This is a genomic window from Streptomyces sp. NBC_00076 (genome assembly GCF_045041235.1).
In the GTDB taxonomy this organism is placed as follows: Bacteria; Actinomycetota; Actinomycetes; order Streptomycetales; family Streptomycetaceae; genus Streptomyces.
The window spans coordinates 8,659,024-8,682,077 of sequence record NZ_CP108242.1 but is presented as its reverse complement, the minus strand read 5'-3'; the positions used below and the strand labels follow the sequence as shown (position 1 = coordinate 8,682,077).

19 protein-coding genes and 3 pseudogenes are annotated in these 23,054 nt (G+C 68.0%); 11 read left to right on the top strand and 11 right to left on the bottom strand.

Features of this window, described 5'->3' with window-relative positions; all coding sequences use genetic code 11:
* Nucleotides 1-407 precede the first annotated feature (407 nt).
* The 3 genes from OHA64_RS38970 to OHA64_RS38960 are packed head-to-tail and all read right to left on the bottom strand — an operon-like array spanning nt 408 to nt 3,535.
* Nucleotides 408-1,439, bottom strand: coding sequence for a LacI family DNA-binding transcriptional regulator (locus OHA64_RS38970; protein ID WP_405624295.1), 1,032 nt, complete (start codon nt 1,437-1,439; stop codon nt 408-410).
* A gap of 2 nt (nt 1,440-1,441) precedes the next feature.
* Entirely contained in the window at nt 1,442-2,482 is a 1,041-nt protein-coding gene (locus OHA64_RS38965) for a LacI family DNA-binding transcriptional regulator (protein ID WP_405621478.1), read from the bottom strand.
* A gap of 9 nt (nt 2,483-2,491) precedes the next feature.
* Nucleotides 2,492-3,535, bottom strand: a complete 1,044-nt coding sequence (locus OHA64_RS38960; protein WP_405621476.1) for a glycoside hydrolase family 43 protein — start codon at nt 3,533-3,535, stop codon at nt 2,492-2,494.
* 355 nt (nt 3,536-3,890) lie between these two features.
* On the opposite strand from OHA64_RS38960, the gene OHA64_RS38955 reads away from it, so the two are divergent.
* The 6 genes from OHA64_RS38955 to OHA64_RS38930 all read left to right on the top strand — a co-directional run bounded on the left by OHA64_RS38955 (nt 3,891) and on the right by OHA64_RS38930 (nt 11,983).
* Entirely contained in the window at nt 3,891-4,829 is a 939-nt protein-coding gene (locus tag OHA64_RS38955; RefSeq protein ID WP_405621474.1) for a glycosyl hydrolase, read from the top strand.
* Nucleotides 4,830-4,941: 112 nt separating this feature from the next.
* Entirely contained in the window at nt 4,942-6,237 is a 1,296-nt protein-coding gene (locus OHA64_RS38950; RefSeq protein ID WP_405621472.1) for an ABC transporter substrate-binding protein, read from the top strand.
* Nucleotides 6,238-6,256: 19 nt separating this feature from the next.
* On the top strand, nt 6,257-7,213 hold the full coding sequence (locus tag OHA64_RS38945) for a carbohydrate ABC transporter permease (RefSeq protein ID WP_405621470.1): 957 nt from the start codon (nt 6,257-6,259) through the stop codon (nt 7,211-7,213).
* Nucleotides 7,210-8,046 carry a carbohydrate ABC transporter permease gene (locus OHA64_RS38940; protein ID WP_405621468.1) on the top strand — a complete coding sequence of 279 codons (837 nt, stop codon included), beginning with the start codon at nt 7,210-7,212 and terminating at the stop codon, nt 8,044-8,046. The genes OHA64_RS38945 and OHA64_RS38940 overlap by 4 nt, the downstream gene beginning before the upstream one ends.
* 152 nt (nt 8,047-8,198) lie before the next feature.
* On the top strand, nt 8,199-11,000 hold the full coding sequence (locus OHA64_RS38935; RefSeq protein ID WP_405621466.1) for a LamG-like jellyroll fold domain-containing protein: 2,802 nt from the start codon (nt 8,199-8,201) through the stop codon (nt 10,998-11,000).
* 104 nt (nt 11,001-11,104) lie between these two features.
* A complete protein-coding gene (locus OHA64_RS38930; RefSeq protein ID WP_405621464.1) occupies nt 11,105-11,983 on the top strand; it encodes a hypothetical protein in 879 nt (292 codons plus the stop codon).
* A gap of 219 nt (nt 11,984-12,202) precedes the next feature.
* On the opposite strand, the gene OHA64_RS38925 is transcribed toward OHA64_RS38930, so the two are convergent.
* The 3 genes from OHA64_RS38925 to OHA64_RS38915 form a co-directional block, all read right to left on the bottom strand.
* Entirely contained in the window at nt 12,203-12,295 is a 93-nt protein-coding gene (locus OHA64_RS38925) for a hypothetical protein (protein ID WP_405624294.1), read from the bottom strand.
* Nucleotides 12,296-12,636: 341 nt separating this feature from the next.
* A complete protein-coding gene (locus OHA64_RS38920; protein WP_405621462.1) occupies nt 12,637-12,816 on the bottom strand; it encodes a hypothetical protein in 180 nt (59 codons plus the stop codon).
* Complete coding sequence (locus tag OHA64_RS38915) at nt 12,776-13,855, bottom strand: LacI family DNA-binding transcriptional regulator (protein ID WP_405624293.1); 1,080 nt, start codon at nt 13,853-13,855, stop codon at nt 12,776-12,778. The genes OHA64_RS38920 and OHA64_RS38915 overlap by 41 nt, the downstream gene beginning before the upstream one ends.
* Nucleotides 13,856-14,812: 957 nt before the next feature.
* Here OHA64_RS38915 and OHA64_RS38910 point away from each other — a divergent pair.
* Nucleotides 14,813-16,912, top strand: a complete 2,100-nt coding sequence (locus OHA64_RS38910) for an RICIN domain-containing protein (RefSeq protein ID WP_405621460.1) — start codon at nt 14,813-14,815, stop codon at nt 16,910-16,912.
* 242 nt (nt 16,913-17,154) lie between these two features.
* Here the strand turns inward: OHA64_RS38910 and OHA64_RS38905 are convergent.
* Both OHA64_RS38905 and OHA64_RS38900 read right to left on the bottom strand, forming a co-directional pair.
* Nucleotides 17,155-17,894 (bottom strand): annotated as a pseudogene (locus OHA64_RS38905) (IS701 family transposase); the annotation flags it as partial.
* A 108-nt stretch (nt 17,895-18,002) separates the two neighbouring features.
* Nucleotides 18,003-18,771: pseudogene (locus OHA64_RS38900) on the bottom strand (transposase).
* A 74-nt stretch (nt 18,772-18,845) separates the two neighbouring features.
* On the opposite strand from OHA64_RS38900, the gene OHA64_RS38895 reads away from it, so the two are divergent.
* From OHA64_RS38895 to OHA64_RS38885, 3 genes and pseudogenes are all read left to right on the top strand, one after another.
* Nucleotides 18,846-19,226, top strand: coding sequence for a hypothetical protein (locus OHA64_RS38895; protein WP_405621458.1), 381 nt, complete (start codon nt 18,846-18,848; stop codon nt 19,224-19,226).
* A gap of 174 nt (nt 19,227-19,400) precedes the next feature.
* Nucleotides 19,401-19,661 (top strand): annotated as a pseudogene (locus OHA64_RS38890) (ISAzo13-like element transposase-related protein); the annotation flags it as partial.
* 21 nt (nt 19,662-19,682) lie between these two features.
* Nucleotides 19,683-20,072 carry a transposase family protein gene (locus tag OHA64_RS38885; RefSeq protein ID WP_405624292.1) on the top strand — a complete coding sequence of 130 codons (390 nt, stop codon included), beginning with the start codon at nt 19,683-19,685 and terminating at the stop codon, nt 20,070-20,072.
* Between the two features lie 132 nt (nt 20,073-20,204).
* Here the strand turns inward: OHA64_RS38885 and OHA64_RS38880 are convergent, their stop codons facing one another.
* Together OHA64_RS38880 and OHA64_RS38875 are read right to left on the bottom strand one after the other, a co-directional pair.
* Nucleotides 20,205-21,200: an IS630 family transposase gene (locus OHA64_RS38880; protein WP_405621456.1), complete on the bottom strand. Its 996-nt coding sequence runs from the start codon at nt 21,198-21,200 to the stop codon at nt 20,205-20,207.
* Nucleotides 21,201-21,237: 37 nt separating this feature from the next.
* Entirely contained in the window at nt 21,238-21,984 is a 747-nt protein-coding gene (locus tag OHA64_RS38875) for an alpha/beta hydrolase (RefSeq protein ID WP_405621454.1), read from the bottom strand.
* Between the two features lie 130 nt (nt 21,985-22,114).
* Between OHA64_RS38875 and OHA64_RS38870 the strand changes: the two genes are divergently transcribed.
* Nucleotides 22,115-22,252 carry a hypothetical protein gene (locus tag OHA64_RS38870; RefSeq protein ID WP_405621452.1) on the top strand — a complete coding sequence of 46 codons (138 nt, stop codon included), beginning with the start codon at nt 22,115-22,117 and terminating at the stop codon, nt 22,250-22,252.
* Between the two features lie 66 nt (nt 22,253-22,318).
* On the opposite strand, the gene OHA64_RS38865 is transcribed toward OHA64_RS38870, so the two are convergent.
* Nucleotides 22,319-23,026 (bottom strand): SDR family oxidoreductase, encoded by a 708-nt coding sequence (locus tag OHA64_RS38865; protein WP_405621450.1) that lies wholly within the window; start codon nt 23,024-23,026, stop codon nt 22,319-22,321.
* Nucleotides 23,027-23,054 lie beyond the last annotated feature (28 nt).

Genomic DNA, 23,054 nt, shown 5'->3' with positions numbered 1-23,054 from the left:
CCCGCCGGTCAGAGACCTGCACAGGTGGGGCGGGTGAGACTCGAACCCACGGCCGACGGATTATGAATCCTTCGAGGATCTTGGCGACCCTTGTCGATCAGTGCCCATCTTGGTCGTTTTCCCAGGTCAGACGAGGTTTGGCGCCTCAGCCCTTCTCGACCCTTGTCGGCCTTTTCCGATCCTTGTGTCCAACCTGCGTCCCGAACGCGTCCCGGATGGACGGGCCCAGCCGGTTCCGCTGCGAGCACACCGATGAGCATAGGCGCCCCGAGGCGGGCTCAGCGGACCCCCCTGCCGCCTTCCAACGCTCAGAGACTCGCCTCGAGACCAGTCGTCGACATACGTCGGCCGCGCCCAAAGGGGCACTGGACGTCGGCGACCGCGCCGGCGAAACGGCACCTGTCCGCTCAGTCTGCACCGGAGCAGTCCGAGGAGGCCGAGGACGACCGGCGCACGCGCAGGACGAACCCGGCGCCCTCACAGCGGCCGGGGAGATCCCGGAAGTCCTCCGTGTCCATGCGGGAGCGCAGGAGCGACACGGCCTTGCGGGCGATCGACTCGCGCAGCGGGTCGACGGTGGTCAGGGGCGGTGAGGCGAAGCGGGCCGCCTCGATGTCGTCGAAACCCGCCAGGGCCACGTCGTCCGGGACGCGGACGCCGCTTCGGCACAGGACCGACAGCGCGCCGATGGCGACCACGTCGTTGTAGCAGAACAGGGCGTCGAAGCGAACGCGGGTGCGCAGCAGACGGGCCACCGCACCGGCGCCGGAGGACCACAGATCGGCGTTGTCCACGCCGATCACCAGCGAGTCGTCGTAGGCGACCCCGGCGTCGTCGAGAGCTTTGCGGTAGCCGTGCAGACGTCGATCCCCGGCGCGCGGCGCCGCCTGTTCGCACAGGGCAGCGATACGACGCCGGCCCTGGGCGAGCAGGTGGGCGACGGCCACGTGCGCGCCTTGCTCGTCGGCGATCTCGACGTAGTCCAGATGCATCCCGGCCGCCTGGGCGGGGCGCTCGCCGAGGACGACGGTGGGCTGGGTGAGGGGCAGGGGCAGGTACTCCTCGGGAGTGAGGGCCTGCGGCACGTAAATGACCCCGTCCACGAGTTCCTTGTGGGATGTGGACAGGACGGCTCGTTCACGCTCGGCGTCTCCGCGGGTGGTCTCGACCACCACTTTCAGTCCCTGGGTCTCCGGAGCCCGGATGACCTGTTCGGCCAGCTCCGCGTTGAACGGCTGGTAGACGTTCGGGAGGACCAGCGCGATGGTCCCGGTGCGCTGCGAACGCAGACCGCGGGCGAAGGGATTTATCTGGTAGCCGAGTTCCTCGACGGCCGCGCGGACGCGGTGTTCCGTCTCCGGGCTGAAGGAGCCGGTGCCGTTGATGACGTTGGAGACCGTCTTCGTCGACACGCCCGCCCTTTCGGCCACGGTACGCATGGTCACGCTCCGCCCCATGCCGCCATCCCTCCCAGAGTGGATTCACGGACGGTCAATTGGTGGTCGGCGACGACCAGCCGTCCGGAATCCCGCTCGACCGTACCGTTCATGCGGTCGTTCAGCAGGGCCAGGGCTTCTCGTGCGATCTGGGCCCTGCCGGGGGCGATGGAGGTGAGCGACGGGTGGGCGTACCGGGCGTCGTCCGTGTCGTCGAACCCGGCGACGGCCACCTCTGCCGGGACCCTCACCCCCGCTTCCTGCAGGGCGTGCAGGGCACCGAGCGCCAGGGCGTCCGCGAAGGCGACCACGGCGTCGAAGGGGATGCCACTTTCGATCAGCCGACGCATGCCCGTGGCTCCCTCCTGGCGGTTCCAGTGAGGGGTTCCCACTTCGAGGACCAGGTCGGGGACGTAGGGCAGGCCGGCGTCGCGCAGCCCGTCCCGGTAGCCTTCCAGACGCAGGTGGGCGGCAGCCCGCTCGGGCTGGCCGGTGTGGTCGGCACCCAGAGCCGCGATCCGGGTGTATCCCAGCGACACCATGTGCCCAACGAGGGCCCGGACGCCTTCTTGGTTGGCCATCGCGACCCGGTCGACGGGCGCGTCGTAGGCACGTTCGGAGACGAACACCGTCGGCACGGTACGTGCCACGGTCAGGGCCTGTGCGTCCGACAAACCCACCGGGTACATCAGCAGCCCGCCCAGGTGCGGACCGTGCTCCCGAACCAGTGCGAGTTCGGCCTCGGCGTCTCCTTCGGTGAGTTCGATCAGCACCGTGAGCCCATGGCGTTCCGCCTCCCGCATGATCTCTTCGGCGAGCGAGGAGAAGTAGGGCTGGGACAGGTGGGGCAGGGCGAGTCCCACGAGGTCGATCCGGCCGGTGCGCAGGTTGCGGGCGACCGAGTTGGGCCGGAAGTCCAGCTCCGCTATGGCGGCGCCGACCTTCAACCGGGTCTGTTCGCTGACGTTGGGCTCGCCGTTGACCACACGCGAGACCGTCTTCAGTGACACCCCGGCCCGCTTGGCCACGTCATGCATCGTGGACATGACCGAACCTTAGACTCCGGCCGAGGCGAGACTGCGCAGCCCGCCGCACTCGGCCTCGGTGAGCGGCAGCAGCGACCCGTGGCGGAGCCCTGGAGGCAGCACGCAGAACCCCGGGTCGGCCGCGGGAAGCCACACGGAACTGTCCAGGCGGTCGGTCCGGAAGGGCACGTAGCCGCGGCCGAGGAACTCGTCCAGCAGGAGCAGCCAGCCCCGCCCGTCGGGTGCCGGAAGCACGATCGGCCCCTCGGCGTGCGCCAGCCCCGGCAGCCCTTCGGCGCCGCGGCCCACGCCCTGCGCGACGGGCTCGTAGTCCGGGGCGGTGAGATCCCGGGAACGCTCCACGAAGACGAACTTGGCATCCGGGGCATCCGCCGTGCCGGGCAGCCTCTCGTCCTTCGTGAACCGGTAGAACCAGCCATCGTGCTCCACGACCGTGGAGTCGATGACGGGATACCCCTTGTCGACCCACACTCGTGGTGCGCCGAATGTGCGGAAATCCTTGGTGGCCGCGCAATACATGCGCTGGTACGACGGGCCCTCGTGCCCCGGGTCGTCGTCCGGGTAGACGGTGGAGGCCCAGAACACCAGGTACTCCTCCCGGCCCGGGTCGTGGACGGCCTCGGGCGCCCAGACGCACCCGGCCTGCTCCGGCATGACCTCGACCCGGTGCGGCCCGTCCCAGCCGCGCAGGTCCGCCGAGCTCCACACCAGCAGGTCGCGGCTGCCGTGGGCGATCGCCTGTTCCCAGCCCGCGCTGCCGTGGATGCGCAGGTCGGTGGCGAGCAGATGGAACCCGCTGCCGTCCGCGGCCCGCACCAGGAACGGATCCCGCGCGCCTCCGCGCGCGGGAGCGAGCGGAGGAATACCGGTGAGTTCCGTCCAGCGGTCCATGCGGGGGGTGTCGCAGAGCGCGAAGCGGATCCGCTCGCCATCGGGGCGGTGCTCGCCGGCGAAGTAGGCGAAGAGGTAGCCGGCGGGCCGTTCGGGCCCCGCACCGAGGGCCGGCTGTGCCGTACCTGTGGCTTCGTGATCGCGGTGGACGCTCTGAGGCACGGGGCCTGTCTCCTCGTCTGCAGGGGTGGGGTGAGGCGAGCTTCGCACCGCAGATTCATCGTTGTCAAAGGGTGGGTATTCCGGTGACGCACGGCAGACCTCATTGCAGCACGGCCCAGGACTGGAGGATGTGACGAAATGTGCGGCTGTGACCTGCGGAGATCACGAACGCGCCAGAGATGTTCAGGGGGCAATTTGATGTCGGTCTGAAAAAGGACCGACCGGAGAGGGTTGACGACGATGTACCTGACGGACATCCTGATCCCGCTTCACCCAGCCGTAACACCCGGTTCATCCGGTTCGTTCGGCCTATCCTCCCGACGAAGCCGGCTGTCGCCGGCAGAAGAAGGTCGTCATGGCCTCCCTTGCCCCCGCCCCGGCGCCCCTGTACGAGGACCCCGTCCACGCGGGCCCGACCGATCCCGTCGTGCAGTACGACGGCCGGCAGTGGTGGATGTTCTACACACAGCGCCGCTCCGACGTGTCCGCGCCAGGCGTCGCCTGGGTGCACGGCACCGCGATCGGCGTCGCGACCAGCACGGACGGCCGCGACTGGCTCTACCGCGGCGTGCTGGACAGCCTCCCGTTCGAGCCCGGCACCAACACCTTCTGGGCCCCGGAGATCGTGCGGGCGCCCGACGGGGTGTTCCACATGTACGTCAGCTACATCCGAGGCGTGCCGGACCGCTGGGAAGGTCACGACCGGCGAATCCTGCACTACACCAGCGGCGACCTGTGGCACTGGGTCCGCGCCGGACCAGTGCCACTCAGCTCACGCCAGGTCATCGACGCCTGCGTCCACCCGCTGCCCGACGGCTCGGGCTGGCGCATGTGGTACAAGGACGAGGCCCACGGCTCGCACACCTGGGCCGCGGACTCACCCGACCTGTACGACTGGCGGGTACGGGGCCCGGTGCTGGAGCACCGGCCGCACGAGGGACCCAACGTCTTTGCGCTGGACGGACGCTACTGGATGATCGTGGACTGCTGGGACGGCCAGGACGTGTTCCGCTCCACTGACCTGGAGGACTGGACCCGGGCCGGCCGCATCCTCGGCGGATCCGGCACCCGTGCGGACGACCAGGGCGTCGGACACCACGCCGACGTCGTCGCCGGACCCGACGCGGCCTGGATCTTCTACTTCACCCACCCCGACCGGGACCCGGAATCTCCGGACGGCGGCGGACCGGCGCAGCGCCGCTCCGTGGTGCAGCTGGCCCGGCTCACCGCCCAGGGCGACCAGCTGCTGCTCGACCGCGACACCGTTCCGTTCCACGCCCTGCCCCGGCCCTGACGCCTATGGCCCCCGTCCCTGGCCTCCCGCCTGGCCCTGACACCCGTACCGCCACACCCGCGCGCACCACACCGTCACCCCGCCCCCCGCGCGCTCCCCGAGAGGAACCACCATGTCCATCAACCACAACGACAACAGCACCCCCCAGCTCAGCAGACGACGCTTCGTGCAGGGCAGCCTCATGGCCGCCGTCCTCGGCGGCACCGCGCTGGGCACCTCCGCCTGCTCCACCAGCACCGCGGCGAGCGGCGTCGGCGGCAAGGGCTCCGTGTCCTTCTTCTCCTGGGACACGCAGACGGTCATGAAGCCGGTGCTGGACCTGTTCACCAAGCAGACCGGCACCGGTGTCTCCTTCTCCTACGCCCCGCCGGTCCCGCAGTACGTCTCCACCCTGCAGACCCGCCTCCAGGCCCACACCGGCGCCGACGTCTTCATCCTCACGGCCGAGGACAAGCAGCTGGTCGGCGGCGGCTTCGTGAAGGACCTGACCGGCCAGAAGTCCCTGGAGCCCATGAACTCCGCCAACAAGGACTTCATGACGGTCGACGGCAAGGTGTACGGACTGTCGATCTCCTCCTGGGCCGGCGGGATCATGTACAACAAGGAGCTGCTCTCCAAGGTCGGAGCGGACAAGCTGCCGGACAGCTGGGACGGGTTCCTGAAGCTGTGCCGCAAGCTGAAGGACAAGGGGATCACCCCCTACTACGACGCCGCCCACGACGGCAACTTCATGGCACTCTGGGGCCTGCTCGGCGGGTACTTCGACAGCAAGGGCGTGTTCCCGGACGCGGACATCTTCGCGGGCAAGACCACCTTCGCCGACACCTGGACCGAACCGCTGGTCGCCTACTGCAAGCTGTACACCGAGAAGCTGACGCCCAAGGCGGTGCTGGGTCTGACCAGCGACCAGGTGGTCAGCGAGTTCGCCAACGGACGGGTGGCCATGTTCGGCGCCGGCACCTGGAACGTGCCCACGGTCCAGAAGAGCGCCCCCCACCTGTCCTTCCAGACCGAGGCCATCCCCGGCATAGTCCCGGGCACCAGCTACTGGACCGGTGCCGCCAGCCCGGGCTACGCGATCAACCCCAAGGCCAAGAACCCCGAGGCCGCCCTGAAGTTCCTCGAGTTCCTGGCGACCCCCGACGCCGTCAAGGCGTACGGCAAGTCCAGCGGGGCGATCACCACCACCAACAACTACACGCCGAGCTTCGCCGAAAGCATCACCAACCAGGCCCTCGGCGCCCGCTCCGGCAAGATCTACCTCCCCGTCGTCGCCTGGCCGCGCCACTCCAACGAGCTCATCCAGGAGTTCAACACCCAGATGCAGCAGATGGTCCAGGGGTCGGTCAACCCCCAGGACATTCCGGCCGCGCTGGACAAGAAGCTCAAGCAGCTGGACGCGAAGTAAGCGGGAAGCGACAGCCCTCATGGCCATACAGACCTCCGCCCTCCCCACCCGGGCACGCGCCGGCAGCGCGCCCAGCGGGGCCCGCCCCACCCGCCGCCGGCTGCGCGAACAGCTGACCACGCAGGCGTTCCTGGTGCCGATCGCCCTCGTGCTGGTGGTGCTGTTCCTGGTGCCGCTCGCCGAGTCGGTGTACTACAGCTTCACCGACTACAGCGGCTCCTCACCGACCCGGCACCTGGTCGGGCTGCGGAACTACCGGCAGATCTTCAGCGACCCCTCGGTGCTGACCGGCCTGGGCTTCACTCTGCTGTACGCGGTGGCGACCACCCTGATCGTGACCGTCCTGGCCATCCCGCTCGCCGTGATCCTCAACCGCCGCTTCCCCGGCCGCAGTCTGGTCCGTGCGGCGTTCTCCTTCCCGGCCGTGCCCAGCATGGCGATCCTCGGCCTGGTGTGGACGTTCGTCCTGTCGCCACTGTCCTCCGGGGTGATCAACTCCGTACTGGGCAGCCTCTTCGGAGTCGGCCCGGTGCCGTGGCTGTCGGACAACACCCTGGCCAAGGTCTCGGTGATCGTGGTCGGGGTCTGGGCGCAGACCGGCTGGCACGCCGTCCTCTACCTCGCCTACCTGCAGTCCGTCCCCCGGGACTACTACGAGGCCGCCACCATCGACGGGGCCACACCGCGCCAGCAGTTCTTCCGCATCACCCTGCCGCTGCTCGCGCCGGCCATGACGGTCAGCCAGTTCCTGCTGCTCATCAACGGCCTCAGGGTGTACGACCTGCCGTTCACCCTCACCGGCGGCGGGCCCGGCTACGACACGTACACCATCACCCAGGTACTCGTACAACGCGGAATCGCCGAGGGCGACTACGGGCTCGGCGCGGCGCTGGGCGTGATCTTCCTGATCGCGGTCGCCGCCGTGCTGTCCCTCCAGCTCTCGGCGACCCGCAGGCTGGAAAGGAGGTTCCGGTGACGGCGATCCTCTCCCGGCTGCGCACTCGGGGCTGGCTCACCAGCGCCTACATGCTGCCCCTCTCCGCGGTGATGGCGCTGCCCTTCTACTACGTCCTCGTCAACACCCTCAAGACGCAGGCACAGACCACCGGTTCACCGCTGGCACTGCCGACCGCACCGGACTTCTCCACCTACCGCCGGGTCCTGAACCAGGTCCCCGTCGCGGCGGCCTTCGCGAACACCCTCTACGTCACGGTGTTCTCGGTCGCCCTGATGGTGCTGATCGGCGCCATGGCCGCCTACGCCCTGACGATCCGCCCCACCAGGTTCAACCGGCGCTTCGGCAAGCTCCTGCTGCTCGCGTTCGTCGTACCCACCCAGTCCACGCTCATCCCCGTCTACCAGATCTTCGTCAAACTGGGCCTGGTCAACAGTCTGAACGGTCTCGTCCTGGTCTACAGCGCCGGATCGATCTTCTGCTGGTTCGTCATCCAGGGCTACATGGCAACCCTGCCGTTCGAGGTCATCGAAGCCGCCCGGCTGGACGGCTGCGGTCCGGGGCAGATCTTCTGGCGAATCGTGCTGCCGCTGATCCGGCCCATCCTGGCCACCGTCGCGGTGTTCCAGACGATGTGGATCTGGAACGACTTCTTCACCCCCAACGTGTACCTCAGCGACCCCGGCAAGAGCACGATCGTGCTGGAGGTCTACACCTCGGTCGGGCAGTTCCAGGTCGACTGGCCGGCCTTCCTGACCCTCAGCGTCATGGCCCTGGTCCCCATGGTGGTCTTCTTCGTCGCGGTCCAGCGGCACATCATGTCCGGCCTGCTCAGCGGCGCCGTCAAGGGCTGAGGGCGGCAACCGCTTCCTGCCTCCGGCCAGTTGGCCGCCGCCTCCCTGATCGACCGGCGCGTTCGGCGCACCCTCCTCCCTGCAGCGTCCGGCACGGCGTACGCACCGGTCTGCTCCACCTCACTCATCCGCTCCGTTCGAAGAGGAACGCAATGCGAAGATGGCCACGCCGCCTCATGGCGGCCCTGGGCAGCGCGGCTGCCACGCTGGGACTGGTGCTCGTTCCCAGCACGACCGCCCATGCGGCGACCTGCACCACGTACTACATCTCGTCGTCGTCCGGCAGCGACAGCAACGACGGATGCGGCACCAGCACCCCCTGGAAGACGCTCGCGAACGTCAACTCGACGACGTTCACGGCCGGGAACCAGATCCTGTTCCAGGCCGGCGGTTCCTGGACCGGCGAACTCCAGCCCCAGGGATCCGGCGCCTCCGGGAATCAGATCGTGATCGCCAGTTACGGATCCGGTGCCGCTCCCATCCTCAACGGAGGGGGTGCCGCGGCCACCATCTACCTCAAGGACCAGCAGTACTGGACCATCCAGAACCTGGAGATCACCAATCCGGCCGCCAGCGCGGCGCTGCGCAGCGGCATCCAGCTGGAGAACGACACCACCGGGATCCTCGCCGGAATCCACATCCTGAACAACAACATCCACGACGTGAAGGGATACTGGGCGAACGTCCAGAACCCCGTCCAGCCGAGCCAGTCCTCCGGCATCGCCTTCGACGTCACCGACAACAACACCACCAGCGGCTGGGACGACGTCCAGATCAGCAACAACACGCTGACGCGCGACGACGCCGGCGGCATCTACATCGGCTCACTCGTGGGCCTGAACCACAACATCAACACCACCAACGTCGTCATCGACGGCAACACGCTCACCGACATGGGCGGCAACGACATCGTCTGCGTCTTCTGCGCCTCACCGGTCATCCAGAACAACGTCGCCACGGACAACGGCTACCGCTACTCCGGCGCCGGCCTGTGGAACGGGTGGACCACCAACGCGGTGTTCCAGAACAACGAGGTCTCCCGCCAGTACCGCAACTTCGTCGACGGCCAGGCCTTCGACATCGACAACAACAACACCGGCACCGTCATCCAGTACAACTGGAGCCACGACAACCCGTTCGGCTTCACGGAGTGGTGCTGCCGCAGCGGCTTCGGCGCGAAGAGCTCGGTGATCCGCTACAACATCAGCCAGAACGACGGGGCGTCCAACGCGGTCTTCCCCGGCATGGGCGGCGTCGACAGCAACACCACCGCCCAGGTGTACAACAACACGATCTACATGGGCGAGGGCGACAACGGCGGTGTGACCGGCGGCACCCCGAACAGCACGGTCACCTTCTCGAACAACATCATCTACAAGCTGGGAACCGGCGGCTACTCCACCACCAGAACGAGCTGGACCCACAACCTGTTCTACGGCAACCATCCCGCCGGCGAACCGGCCGACTCGGCGAAGATCACCGCAGACCCGCTGTTCGTGAACCCGGGCGCCGGTGGAACGGGCCGGTCCTCCGCGGCGGTCTACAAACTGCGCAGCGGCTCGCCCGCCCTCGGCGCGGGCGCGGTCGTCTCCGGCAACGGCGGCAAGGACTACTTCGGCAACACCGTCTCCGCCACCGCAGCGCCCAACATCGGCGCGTACAACGGCCCGGCCGTCTCCGGCCCCACGGCCCACGCGGGCGCGTACTGGCCGCTGGAAGAGGGCTCCGGTACCGCCACCGCCGACCTGACCGGCGGCGCCAACAACGGCACGCTGCAGGCAGGGGCTTCGTGGACGACCGGCAAGGTGGGCGCGGGCGCCGTCAGCCTGACCGGCGCGAGCAACTCCTGGCTGGACGTCCCCACCACAGCCCTCGACACCAGCGGCAGCTACACGGTCTCCGCCTGGGTGAAGCCGAACAGCCTCACCGGCAACCAGACCTACGCGAGCATCGACGGCACGACCATCAGCCCGTTCTACCTCCAGCTGTCGGGCGGCACGTTCGCCTTCACCGTTCGCAGCTCCGACTCGACCAGCGCCACGTATAAGCAGGTCACCGGCGGTACACCCGCCATCGGCACCTGGTACCACCTGACCGGCGTGTACGACAACAGCGCCCACACCATCGCGCTGTACGTCAACGGCCAACTCCAGGGCACCACGACGTTCTCCTCACCGTGGAAGGCCACCGGCCACACCACGATCGGGCGGGCCAAGTGGAACGGCGCGAACGTCGACTTCGCCAACGGGGCCATCGACGACGTGCGCATGATCCCCCGAGCGATCACCGTCCGTGAGGCGTACGCCCTCGGGACCGGCGCCGCGGGCTACTACCAGCTCGACGAGGGCAGCGGCCAGACCCTCACCAACGTGCTCGGCAACACCGACGACGGCTACACCGAGGGCAACGCCACCTGGGCGGGCAGCGGCAAGATCGGCAGCGACTCACTCAGCTTCGACGGCACCGCCGTAACCATGGCGGTCATCCCTTCCTCGGTCATCGACACCAGCCAGAGCTACACGGTCGGTGCCTGGGTGAAACTCAACTCCGTCAGCGGCAACAACCAGACCTTCGCCAGCCTCGTCGGCGGCAAGGTCAGCCCCTTCTACCTGCAACTGTCAGGAGGCAAGTTCACCTTCGTCACCCGGGCCTCCGACGCGAACGCGTCCACGGCCACATCAGTGATGGCCGGCTCCGCGGCAACGACGGGCACCTGGTACCACGTCCTCGGCGTGTACGACAGCAGCGCACAGACGATCTCGCTGTATGTCAACGGCACCCTCCAGGGCAGCACGTCGTTCACCTCCCCCTGGAAGGCGAACGGCGCGACCCTCATCGGCGCAGGCACCTACAACCAGGGACCGGTGGACTTCACCAACGGCCAGATCGACGACGTCCACTTCTACAACAGGGTTCTCAGCACCGCTGAGATCCAGACCCTCGCCGCCGGCTGAACCAGCGGCGGGACAGGACGGGTGCCCGCCCGGGGCACAAAGGCAGGTGTTCCGGGTCGGGCGCCCGTCCCCCTTCGGACGGCCCCACGAGAGAGGAGTCGGCGATGAGCACATCGACGCACCGGCACCGGCCCCGGAACCCGGCGCAAGACCGTCCGCGCGGCAGCCGCAGCGGCCGACGCCGCACAGCCGCCTCCGCCCGCCCGGCAGCCCGGGCGGTCACGGCACGCCGTAGCGTGCCGCTCTGGCTGATCACCGTTGCCGCGCTGGTGGCTGCGGCCGCCATCACCGCAGCGGTCCTGCTGCCCGCCATGCGGCACGGCCGGCCACCGACTCAACCGGCTCCACCGGCCACGGCCGTCGTGGCCACGATCGACGGCCAGCACATTCCGGTGCGGGAGTTCGCCCTCTACCTCGGCCAGGAGAGAGCCGCGACCTTCACCCACTTCCGGCAGAAGTTCGGCACCGCGGACGGCCCTCACTTCTGGACCACTCCCCACGATGGCCAGACACCCGCCTCATACCTCCGCGAGCGGGCACTCGCCGACGTCACCCGGGCCACCGTCGAGCTGAACCTGGCCCACCAGGACGGTCTGGTGGCGGATTCCGGGTACGGCTCCTTCCTGCACAACTGGGAGAGGGAGAACGCCCGTCGCCGAAATGCCGTAGCCGCTCACCAGGTCATCTACGGCCCAGTGCAGTACACCGAGTCGAACTACTTCACCTACGTCCTGAACAACCTCGCCGCCGCCCTCCGGGACAGGCTCACCGACACGCGGGCCATCACCACGCCGGACAGCGCCCTCAGGTCCTACTTCACAGCCCACCGCGGCGACTTCCCGCACCAGTCGTTCGCCTCTGCACACGAAGAGGTCCGCCAGGCGTACGTCCTGGACCGCTACCGGGCGTTGATCGAACGCCTCGCAGGATCGGCTCACGTCCGCAGGTACCACAGCGTGTTCGACGCCGTCCCGGTCACCTGATCTACCGACATCTCCGCGGCGGCCGCACAAGTGCAAGGCCTCCTCATTGGCACCGGGCAACCCGGATCGACAGGGCCTCGGTCCCGGCCCGGCTGGTGATCCGCGCGAGCACCGGAGCGCCGCCGGCCTCGCCCTAGGGCGAAGCGCGACGGCGCTGACGGTTCCGATCAGTGTCGAGTCAGTGCTCCGAGTCAATGGCCGAGGCAACAGGTGCCGGCGTCAGTTCCTGGTCCACTGCTGGTTGCTGCCGCCGTTGCAGTACCAGACGTCGACCGACGTGCCGTTGCCGGTGCCCGCTCCGGCCGCGTCCAGGCAGAGCGCCGCAGTTTGCGACGCTGGTCATGGAGAGGTCCGCGTTCACGTTCCACTGCTGTGCCGACGCGCCGGTGCAGTCGGTGATGACCCGGGGTCCCCCGCCGTGGCTCCGGTGCCTCCCACCGTCATGCACTTGTTGCCGTAGACGGTGAGTTGCTTGTCCGTGTCCCAGTTCCAGGACTGGTTACCGCCGGCGTTGCAGTCCAATGGTCGAGACGGGTGCCGTTGGCCGTGCTGAAGCCGAGCACGTCGACGAAGCGGCCCGAGCCCACTCCGCGCAGGACCTCGCCGGGAGACGCGGGTAGCAGGTCGTGGACCGGCGGGGTCCTGCCGAAGCCCTAACCCCAGCGCAGCAGCACGACTCCGGCGGCGCTGTTGACCACGAGGTTGCCCTTGGAGTCCAGCGACTCGATCGAGTAGGAGTCGCCGATCGGCGAGGGCTCCAGGCACGGCGTCTCTGGTGGTCGGTCGAAGAGTTCAGCCCTTGGGCCGATCCCGCCGTGACGGGGCCGGGCCACTGCTCTCCCGCACGATCAGCTCCGGCTCGGCCCAGAGGGGCAGGGCCGAGGCGTTATCGGGCTCGAGGAGCCGGTGGAGCAGGCCGAAGCAGCCCCGGCCGAGACCTTCGAAGTCGAGGCGGACGGTGGTCAGGGCGGGGTGTGCGTAGGCGGAATGGGGGGCGTCGTCGAAGCCCACCACGCTCAGGTCGCCCGGCACCTCACGGCCCGCCTCCCTGGCCGCGCGGAGTACGCCGAGTGCCAGGTCGTCGTTGCCGCAGAGCACGGCCGTGACCGACGCGTCGGCCAGCAGTGAGCGGGCGACGAGGTAGCCGGAGCGAGGGCTCCAGCCGGCCTCGATCGGTTCCGGGAGGGGCTTGCCGGCCGCCCGCAGGGCGTCGCGCCAGCCCTCGGTGCGCTGGCCGACGCGGGTGGTGGAGGACGGGATCGCCAGGTAGTGCACGGTCTCGTGCCCGAGGCCGAGGAGGTAGCGGGTGGCCTGGGCGGCGGCCGCCCGGTCGTCCAGCCAGAGCTGGGGCCGGTCGCCGGGGCGGCCGTCCTCGGGCCGTTCCACCGCTGCCGCTGCCGGGAACCCGGCCGGAAGTGCCTGCCACGCCCCTACGCCCGCTGCGTCGAAGGCGATCACCAGCACCGCCTCCCCCGGCCGACTGACCCGGCGCGCGACATCCGCGGGCTGCTGGGCCGAGCCGGTGTCGAGCACGCTGATCCCGACCGCGAAGTCAGCCGCCCTCGCCGCCTCCTCGATGCCCTTCAGGGTCGCCGCGGCGCCGTACAAGGAGGTATCGGAGGTCAGCACGGTCACCGAGCGCACCGCACCGCCGGCCAGTGCCCGGGCCATCCGGTTGGGCGTATAGCCCATCTCGGCGATGACGTCCAGGACCCGGGCCCGGGTCGACTCCTTGACCCGGGGGTGGCCGTTGACGACCCGGGAGACGGTCTGATGGGAGACACCCGCCTCCTTGGCGATGTCCCGGATGCTCACGGTCCTAGGAGCCTGTGGTCCCTCGCCGGAGCGGGGGGCGGGGGTCGCTTCCTGCATGGTGGACGGCTCCTCGTCGGAACTGGGGGCGGTGACGGCGTCGTTGGACCAGGTGTTCTCGTTGTCGGCGGCTTCCTCCGAGGTCTGCCGGCCGAACCGGACAGGGTCGAAGGGGGAGAGCACCTTCACGCTGCACGTGGGCGGGGAGGTGATCAGCGAGTATCCGATCGTGGTGCCCTCGGAGGAAGTGCTGACGTCCACTCCCCTCTTCATCCACCAGGCCACGAAGTCACCGATCAAAGTCGGGATCGACGGCCATACCGTACCCGCAGCGGTGATGATCTTCTTCGACCGCTCCGAGCCGAGCCACCTGACCAACCACCATGTCGCCGCGGGCGCTTGCTCCCGCCGTTCGGCGCACTGCTGAGACCGTTACCCACGGGCTCGAGGCCACCGTCGGCGCGGCCTGGAAGCTTCCCGACCGCCTCTCCTGACGGGACGCCAGGAGAAAGTTCCAAGCGGAGTATTGCGGGAGCCAAATGTTACCGTTCACACTACTCCTGCGTCACCGGCGCGTTAACGTCCGACGCCGGAAGCGCGTAGGGGTCCACCTGCAGAAACTCCACCTCTGCTTGACCGTGGCACAAGGTTTCCCGCCCCTTCCCCTGCCAGACCCGTCTGTCGCCGAGTCTCGCGGAGTCCAAAAATGTGAACGGTAACATTTCCGCCCCGTAGCGGGCTCCCCGGGCTCACCGACCGATACCTCTGCCCGTTCCGTCCAGCCCGACGGCCGAACAACTGAACGCGAGGAGCCGGTTCCGGGCGCGGAGGCGCGTGCACTGCGGCGGCACGTGACGGCGGCATCCACCGCCCGTACGGCGGTCGGGCGCCCGTCGACCCGGATCGGGCGAACTTCACACACCCAACTGTCCAACCTCTTGGCGCACACCTGAAACAGGTGCTGCCCGTACATCCGCTTCTGATGTCGTTCATTCGCATTGAGAAAGGGTTGATTCCATGTCATTCGGGAGAACCTCCCTGACCCACTGGATAAGGCCTGTCGTCGTCCAGGCGTTGATCCTCAGCCTGGCTCTCGCCGGGCTTGTGGCCATGGGCGGTGGCCGGACACCGTCGGCGGACCTCGGCCGGACCGGGCCGGTCGCGGTGACCACCAACCAGGTCGCGGTTCCGCCGGCACCGATGGGCTGGGCCTCCTGGAACACCTTCGCCAGCAGCATCGACTCCAACACCATCAAGGCTCAGGCCGATGCGCTTGTCTCGTCCGGCATGGCCGCCGCCGGCTACAAGTACGTCAACCTCGACGACGGCTGGTGGCAGGGCGCCCGCGACAGCAACGGCAAGATCGTCACCGACGAGAGCCTGTTTCCCGGCGGCATGAAAGCCATGGCCGACTACATCCACAGCAAGGGCCTGAAGGCAGGGATCTACACCGACGCGGGCAAGCAGGGCTGCGGCTACTACTTCCCCACGACCAGGCCCGCGGCGCCCAACACCGGCAGTGAGGGCCACTACCAGCAGGACATGCAGACCTTCCAGGAGTGGGGCTTCGACTTCGTCAAGATCGACTGGTGCGGCGGCAACGCGGAAGGCCTCGACCAGGAGACCACGTACAAGGCGATCAGCGCCGCGAACGACGCCGCGGCCGCGATCACCGGCCACAAGCTGGTCCTGTCGCTCTGCGAATGGGGCACCGGCAACCCCTGGAACTGGGGCGCGGGCACGGCCCCGATGTGGCGCACCAGCACCGACATCATCCTCCATGGCGCCAGCCCCTCCACGGCCAACATGCTGGCCAACTTCGACAAGGCGCTGCACCCCTCCTCCCAGCACACGGGGTACTACAACGACCCCGACATGCTGATGGTCGGCCTGAACGGCTTCACCGCCGCCCAGAACCGCACCCACATGAGCCTGTGGGCGATCTCCGGCGCCCCGCTGATAGCAGGCAACGACCTCACCACCATGAGCTCCACCACCGCGTCGATCCTCAACAACCCCGAGCTCATCGCCATCGACCAGGACGCCCGCGGCCTCCAGGGCGTCAAGGTCGCCGAGGACACCAAGGGCCTGCAGGTCTACAGCAAGGTCCTGTCCGGCACCGGCAAGCGTGCCGTGCTGCTGCTCAACCGCACCTCCTCCGCCGCCTCCATCACCGCCCGCTGGGCCGACATGGGACTGACCACGGCCTCCGCGTCCGTGCGCAACGTATGGACGGCGACCGACGCGGGCAACTCTGCGACGAGCTACACCACCAGCGTCCCGGCCGGCGAAGCGGTGCTGCTCACCGTCTCCGGCACCGAGGCCGCAGGCACCACCTACGAGGCGGAGTCCTCCTCCAACACCCTTGCCGGTACCGCAGCCAACACCACCTGCGCCTCCTGCTCCAACGGCTCGCTGGTCGACTGGATCGGCAACGGCTCCGCCAACACCCTGACGTTCAACAACGTCAACGCCTCAGCCTCCGGCGTGAAGCTCGCCACCATCGGCTACGTCAACGGTGACAGCACCGCCCGTAAGGCGACGCTCCAGGTCAACGGCCAGCAGCCCACGGTGGTCTCGTTCCCGCCGACCGGCTCCTGGACCACCCCCGGCACCGTTTCCGTGCTGGTCGGCATGGCCAAGGGCTCCACCAGCACCCTGAAGTTCTCCAACAGCTCCGGCTGGGCGCCCAACCTCGACGCCGTCCTCCTTCAGGACATCGCGGGCACCAACGGCAACGAGATCATCGGGGTCGGCTCCAACCGCTGCCTCGACCTCGCCAAGAACACCATCACCAACGGAACCCAGCCCGCCTTCTGGGACTGCGTCGGCGGACACAACCAGACCTTCACGTCCACGTCACGCGGCGAGCTCGTGGTCTACGGCAACAAGTGCCTCGACGCCGACAACAGCGGCACCGCCAACGGCACGAAGGTCATCATCTGGGACTGCACCGGCGGCACCAACCAGAAGTGGACCGTCAACACCAACGGCACCATCACCAACAACCTGTCCGGCCTCTGCCTCGACGCCGTCAACGGCGGCACCGCCAACGGGACGAAGATCGACCTGTGGACGTGCAACGGCGGGACCAACCAGAAGTGGACTCTCAACTGAGGGGTTGACGACGCCGTTCGTTCCCGATCGGCGGACGGACCGGATTCTCCGGTCCGTCCGCCGATTCATTTGCTACTCGGTGAACGAGACGGCCGCCGCGCCCCTCCCGATGCTTCCCGATCGGCACCCCGTGCTCGGGGTCGTCGATCAGCTTCCCACATCCCTCGAAGGCTCCTCCCGGGGGCGGACACGCCACGGCGACCAAGGCGGGGTGCCGGTCCAGCAGTTCAGCAGGTCCTGGATGGCGTCGAGGATCTGGTAGACCAAGCCGGGGCGATGGGCCGCACCCCGTGCGGGTGGACCCTCACGTCCGAACGGACCGCGACGACATATCCGATGCCCCGGCCGTGCAGGCCGTCGCGGAAGTCGGCGTTCCGCCCGTAGCCGGCGTCGGCCACCACCACCGGCGGCACCAGACCCCACCCGGCCAACTCGTCGAAGATGTCCAGGGCCAGGCGCCACTTCTCCCGGTGCCCGACCTCCCGCGGCATCCCGGTCTTCTGCCGCCGCACGACATCGTCCGCCCACTCCTTGGGCACGAACAACCGCCACTGCAGCGGACACTAGGCAGTATCGGAGACCGCATGCACGCTCACCGCGACCTGGCAGTTGGCCTGCTTGCCCAGCGCCCCGCAGTACTGGTGCGCGACCGCCACCGACATCCGGCCGTCCTTGGGGAACGACACGTCATCGACCGCCCAGGCATCCGGGCCGATTCTCAGCACCATCCGCTCCGCGATCCGCCGTCGCACCGGCACCGGATCCCAGGTCGACTGGTTCACGAACTGCTGCAGGTTCTGCTCGTTGCCGTCCGGCAGCCGCTCCGCCATCGGCTGGATCGACTTCCGCCGTCCGTCCAGCATCAGCCCCGCAGATAGCAGTCGCCCTTCGCCCGCTGATCCTTGCGCGGCACCGACGCGAACACGTCGGCTACGAATAACGCCAACTGCGCTCGGGCACGGTTCACCTCATGTACGTCCACACCCCCAACATGCCTCCAATCAGGATCGCGAGACAGACCTAACGGAGTCCTACTAAGCGTTGTCCCGTAAATGATCTCTGGCATGTTGGATGGCCTGTCGTTCCTAGGTCACCCGCCAAGGGTGAGGTTGTGCAGCCGGGCGACGCCAAGCATGGCGTGATGGACGCCGTCGCCCTTGAGACGGCAGTCGCGGAGGATCTTCCAGGTCTTCATGCGGGCGAAGGCGTGCTCGACGCGGGCGCGGACCTTGCGGTGGGAGGCGTTGTGTTCGTCTTTCCATGCCGGGAGTTCGGCCTGGCCGCGCTCGCGTCGGTGCGGGATGACCAGGCCGGTGCCGCGGTAGCCGCCGTCCGCGATGACCGTGGTGCGGCCGACGGCATCTTTCGCGCCGGACAGCTCCCACGCCTTGCAGTCGTTGCGGTTGCCGGGCAGTGGCCGGCCGACGGCCACGACGAGCCGGGTGTCGGCGTCGATGACGACCTGGTGGTTGGTGGAGTAGCGGTAGTTCTTCGACTGCTCGGCGACCCGATGGTCGCGGGTGGGCACCAGGGTGCCGTCCACGATCAGCACGGTGTCCTTGCGGAACCGTTTGCGAGGCTGGAGGGCGAGCGCAGGTCCGAGGTGGTCGATGATGCGGTCGCCGCGGACTTGGATATCCCGAACAGCGGCGCCAGTTGGCGCAGCGTCAGGTTCGTCCGCCAGACGCGGCGACCAACAGCACGCGGTCCTCCAGTGGCAGGCTCCAGGGTCGGCCCTTGCGCACCGGGTCGGCGCCCTCGCGCCGCAACGCTGTGATCAGCTTGCCGAACTGACGCGGACTCAGCCCAGTGAACGGTGCTATCCAGGACGGCTCCGACGCCGTGATCACACCAGCCATGCTGCAGATCATTTCAGTTGCCGACACTCCTCCCTGCAACTGATCCTGGGGCACTGGGCAAGCAAGGAGGACTGATGGGGCTCGTGCTCTTTCCCGGAGATGGCAACGTGACCAGCCCGGACATCTCCTGGTCCTACAGCGGCTTCAGCATGTTCAGGAAGTGGTTGGCCCAGGCGGAGGGATTCACCCTCGACGAGATGTATGGCTTCGGCGGAGGCCGTCCGTGGAGCAGTGTCTCCACCACGCTGGAACCGCTACTCGATCATCCAGACGACGGCCCCGACCTCACGCCCGCTCAATGCGCGGCCATGCTGCCCCGACTGGAAGCAATCATCGACCAGCGACAACACGATGACAGTGATCCGGTTCTCCAACGGCGCATCGGTGACGCCAGCCAGCTGGTCACCGTCATGAGGCTCTGTCGGGACAAGGACGTCGAGCTCATCTTCGGCTGACCGGGCGGCGTCCCCCGTCGAGATGACCAGCAGTTACGGGACAACGCTTAGGTGAGCAACCCGAGCCGGACCTCATCGGATAACCCGATCCATGGATGCATGTCCGGTCAACGAACCAGCACCCCGGCGGTCACCGCATCGAATTGCTTCGCCCTTCAAGCAACGGCATTGTCCGGGACTTCGAAGTGGAACCGGATCGAGCACCGGCTGTTCTCCCACATCACCATGAACTGGCGTGGAAGGCCCCTGACCAGCCACGAAGTCATCGTCGAGAGCATCGCGGCGACCACCACCAAAACCGGCCTGACCGTGCACGCCGAACTCGACACCAACGCGTACCCCACCGGCATCCAGGTCAGCGACGACGAGATCGCCGCCCTGCCGATCACCCGGCACCGCTTCCACGGCGACTGGAACTACACGCTCCACCCCCAGCATCCGCTGGACGCGACGCCAATGAACAGCACGGCGGACGAGCCGCATCGCCCGACGCCGCGTTCACTGCAGGACCCGGCACTGACCGGTATGACCCGCCAACAACTCAACGAACTCATCGCCACACTGACTCCCGCGCTGGAGCTACAGCGAGAGCAGACGCTCCGCACACGTCGCGGTCACGAACGCCTGGCAGCTCCTGGCACAGGCGCCAAGGCCAAACTCACCCCAGCCGAGCGGATCCTGGCCACCGTGCTCCACCTGCGCAAACTCGCCACCATGGATCTCCTCGGCCAACTCTTCGGCGTCACCGCCCCGACCATCAGCCGCGCGAAACAGGAAGTTCACCCGCTCCTGGAAGCCCACGGACACCGCATCAACGCCCACCGCCCGTTTCCGCACACCGAATGACGTCGCAATGTTCCTCGTTTCCAACCCCACCCAAACCAAGGTCAAAAAGACGAGTTAAAGATCTGCACGCCCTATTGATCAGAAACTCAAAGGGTTCTCTTCGAGGGTGTAGCGGACGTGGGGGCCGCCGAATTAACCGCGGACGATGTGGGGCTGGCGCTGGCGGCGATGGAAGAACCTGCGGGTCTCGGCTGCGAGTTGGGCCTGGTTGCGGGCCCTGCTGCTCATGGGCAGGCTTCGTTTGAGGTCGGCGTTGACGAGTTCGTCGGGGTTCAGTTCGGGCGAGTACGAGGGCAGGAAGTGCAGCTCGATCCTGTCGGCGTGGTTGGCCAGCCATGTGCGGACCACGCGGGAGCGGTGTGCGGAGTGACCGTCCACCACGAGGTGGATCTTGCGGTCGAAGTGGCCGATGAGCCGGTCGAGGAAGCGGTACATGACCTTCGCGTCGAAGGTCTCGGTGAACACCATGAAGTGCATCCGGCCCTTCGTGCTGATCGCGGACATCGCATTCACGGAGAACCGGTTGCCGGTGCGGCGCGGGCCCTTCTCGCCCCAGGTGCGACCGGTGGCCTGATCGGAACGGATGCCGACCTGGTCGGCGAACAGCACCTCACCGTTCTCGGCCCTCGCCGTCGCCCGGATCGCCGGCCATGTCACCTCCAGCCAGGTCCGCACCGCCTCCGGGTTCTGCTCGACCGCGCGCTTGTCGGGCCGCTGGAACGACAGTCCCCAGCGCCGCAGATAATTGCCCACCCCGGGCTCGGTCATCCGCACCCGATACAGCTTCGCGATCAGCTCACCCACCTGGCCACGCGTCCACAACTGACCACGAAGACCCAGGTCACACGGCAAGTGATCCAAAATCGCCTGCCGCACCGCCGCCTGCTCGGCCCCGGACAGCACCTGATGCTCACCCACGCGCCGCCCACGCGGACGCGCGGTCAGCGCCTCACGCCCACCGGCCTGCCACTTCATCCACCAGCCGTCCACCGCCTTGAGCGAGACCTTGAACACCGCCGCGACGTCCTCGCCGTCCCGGCCCTCCACCAGCGCGGCCACCGCCCGCAGCCGCAACGCTTCCTGCGCCGACGGCGACAACTGCCGTGCATCAAGCACCAGTTCACTCACACAGCATTCAACGACCCAGAACGCTTACCGTTTCGGATCAATAAGCTTCCTGATCTGTGCCGGCGCGCATGAACTCCTCACTCTCGCGGCTGATCACCGCGGCGAGTTCGTCGGGCATCGACAGGAACGGCGAGTGCCCGCTTGGCAGGTGGTGGACCCGGACTGCGTGTTTCGCCATCTGCTCCTGAACGGACGGTAGGACGGCGCGGTCCTTGTCACAGACGATGTAGGTGGTCGGCATGTGACGCCACGCGGCGTCGGTCAGCATCACCTGATCTCCGGCGAGGGACTGGTGTTCCAGCCGAGCGGCACAGGACTCCGCGATGTCCGTGGGCACGTCGTTGTAGAAGACGGGCAGTGGAGTGAGCGCGTCGACGTACGCTTCCTCCGGATGCAGATCCCACCAGGTCGGCGGCGGGCCGGTGAACAGGTCGGACACGCGCTGGCCGACATCGGCCACGAGTGCGGCCACGTACACGACGCCGACGACGTGCCGCTGCCCGCACACCGCCTGCGTCGTTGAGAGGCCACTGCCCGAGTGGGCCACGGCGACGGTGGGCCTGTCGGCGCTCTTCGCCAATTCGGTTCTGATCGCTTCGACGTCCTCGGCGAAGCCGCCCAGCGCACTGACGTCGCTTCCGCAGGACGGTAGAGCCACCGTGCGCACGGTACCGGGGAGTTTCGGGAGCAGTAGGTCCCAGGCCCACGGGCCATGCCATGCACCGTGCACGAGGAGTAGATCCGGTGAAGCTGCCGGGTCCCTGCGGGCAGACGACGTTGTCATGAGGCTCCCTCTCAGGCTGCGAGTCGTGGTACGAAGCAGCCGGTTCGACGGTTCTTTGGGTGTAGCTCTGTGGCTTCCTGCTGCTGATCAAGAAGGAGCAGGTAGTGCGAGCGTTCAAGGTCCAGGTGCCTTGTGGTGGCCGGGTACTGGACTCGCCGTCGCGGAGGACGGGCTGGGTTCCTTGCCGGCCGAGGCGGCGGCCGGTCTGGCCGCGCTGGCCGCGGCCCGGTATTGCCGGCAGGTGCTGGGCGGGATCGGGTTCCACTGAACACCCGCTGTGCCGGGGCGCTGCTGCGCGCGGAGGGCATGGCGCCCCGGCTGCTACGACTGTGACTTACCAGGGCAGCGGACCGTCGGCGTCGAAGTAGCCCCCGGTCGGGCCGTCGGGACCGATCTGCGCCAGGCGGACGATGACCTCGGCGCCCTGCTCGACGGTCTGCGTGCCGGTGTTGTCGTTGAGGTCCGTCTTGATGAAGCCGGACTCGACGGAGTTGATCCGCATGTCCGGGAACGCCTTCGCGTACTGCACGGTGAGCATGTTGACCGCGGTTTTGGACGCCGGGTAGGCGACGCCCGGGTAGAAGTGCGTGGGATGCTCGGGGTCGGAGAGGTTGGTCAGCGAGGCGAGGCCGCCGGTGACGTTGACCACGACCGGTGCGGCCGAGCGCTGCAGCAGGGGCAGGAAGGCGTGGGTGACGCGGACGACGCCGAAGACGTTCGTCTCGAAGGTGTTCCGCATCTGGTCGGCGGTCACGGTCTCGGCGGTGGGCACACTGTGGGCGTCGGCCCTGCTCGCGATTCCGGCGTTGTTGATCAGTACGTCGAGGCCGCCGTCGGCCGCGATGGTCTTGGCCGCGGTCTCGACCGTGGCGTCGTCGGTGACGTCGAGGAGGACGAACCGTGCGCCCAACTGCTCGGCGGCCCGGCGTCCGCGCTCGGCGTCGCGGGCACCCACGTAAACCGTGTGACCTGCGGCGATGAGCTGGCGGGCGGTCTCGTGGCCGAGGCCCTTGTTGGCTCCGGTGATCAGTGTTGTCGTCATGCGTCCAGCCTCCGGCGCCGCGGCACGA